General features: G+C 73.8%; 1 protein-coding gene and 1 pseudogene. One reads left to right on the top strand and one right to left on the bottom strand.

The window, feature by feature from the left end; genetic code table 11:
- A pseudogene (gene thrS, locus KBX39_RS31690) lies at nucleotides 1-460 on the bottom strand (threonine--tRNA ligase); the annotation flags it as partial.
- A gap of 202 nt (nucleotides 461-662) precedes the next feature.
- On the opposite strand from thrS, the gene KBX39_RS31685 reads away from it, so the two are divergent.
- A partial coding sequence (locus tag KBX39_RS31685) for a DUF1775 domain-containing protein (protein ID WP_210874100.1) occupies nucleotides 663-1,147 on the top strand: 485 nt, incomplete at its 3' end.

Here is a 1,147-nt window from a genome sequence, read left to right as displayed (position 1 = left end):
CCAGCTCGGACCGCGCCTCGTCCAGGTCGGCGAACCGGCGGCGGCGGAACCGCTGGCCGGACTTGACGATCTCCTGCATGCGCTTCTCGAGCTTGGCCAGGTCGTCCGGCTGGAACGGCTTGTCGACGCCGAAGTCGTAGTAGAAGCCGTTCTCGATCGGCGGGCCGATGCCGAGCTTCGCCTCCGGGAAGACGTCCTGCACCGCCTGGGCCAGCACGTGCGCGGTGGAGTGGCGCAGCACGTTCAGCCCGTCCGGGCTGTCCAGCGCGACCGGCTCGACCGCGACCTCCTCGGCCGGACGCCAGTCCAGGTCGCGCAGCTGGCCCTGCGGATCGCGGACCACCACGATCGCCTTCGGCCCGCTCATCGGCAGGCCGGCCGCGGCCACCGCGTCGGCCGCCGTGGTCCCGGCGGCGACGACGACGGGGTCGGCCACGACGGGGGTACGGGGTGCGGACACGGTGACTCCTAGTCGTCGACGGTACGGATCGGCCGGTGACCGGCCCCTGCGATGCTATCGGTCGCCCCGAGGCGTGCCGTCGCCGACGCCGCTGCCCGCCGGCAACGAGTTCGGCCCGCGTTGAACCTTTTCGCCCCGCCGCCCGAACTACCAGGTGGGGCCGGAGCCGGACCGGCCCGGTCGAGACGGATGGGGGGCCACGATGAGGATGATTCGTCAGGGCCGGTGGGCGGCGGCGCTGCTGGCCGCCGCGCTCGCCGGAGCGGTGAGCTGGCCGGGCGCGGCGAGCGCGGCCGGGGTCACGGTCACGACCTCACCCGCCGAGGTACGCCAGGGCGACGCGATCCAGCTGTCTGTGGTGGTGCCGGCGGACCGCCCCGGCACCCGCACCACGAAGATCGAACTGACCATGCCCCCGGACGCCCCGATCGGCGAGGTGTACCCGCTGTCGGTGCCGGACTGGGCTCCGACCATCACCACCCGCACCCTGGACCAGCCGGTCCCCGGCATGCACGCGGCCGAACTGAACCAGGTGACCCACTCGGTGATCTGGCTGCGGGTGCCCGGCACCGGCGCCGGAGCGGCCCGGCTGCCGCTCGGCATGGGTCCGATGCCCGCCACCGACCGGCTCACGTTCACAGTGACCCAGACGTACGCCGACGGCACCGTCGTGCAGTGGGCCGACCC

Source organism: Micromonospora sp. D75 (assembly GCF_018070405.1).
Lineage (GTDB): Bacteria > Actinomycetota > Actinomycetes > Mycobacteriales > Micromonosporaceae > Micromonospora > Micromonospora chalcea.
Note: the sequence above shows the minus strand (reverse complement) of the source record. Positions and strands in the feature narration are given on the sequence as shown.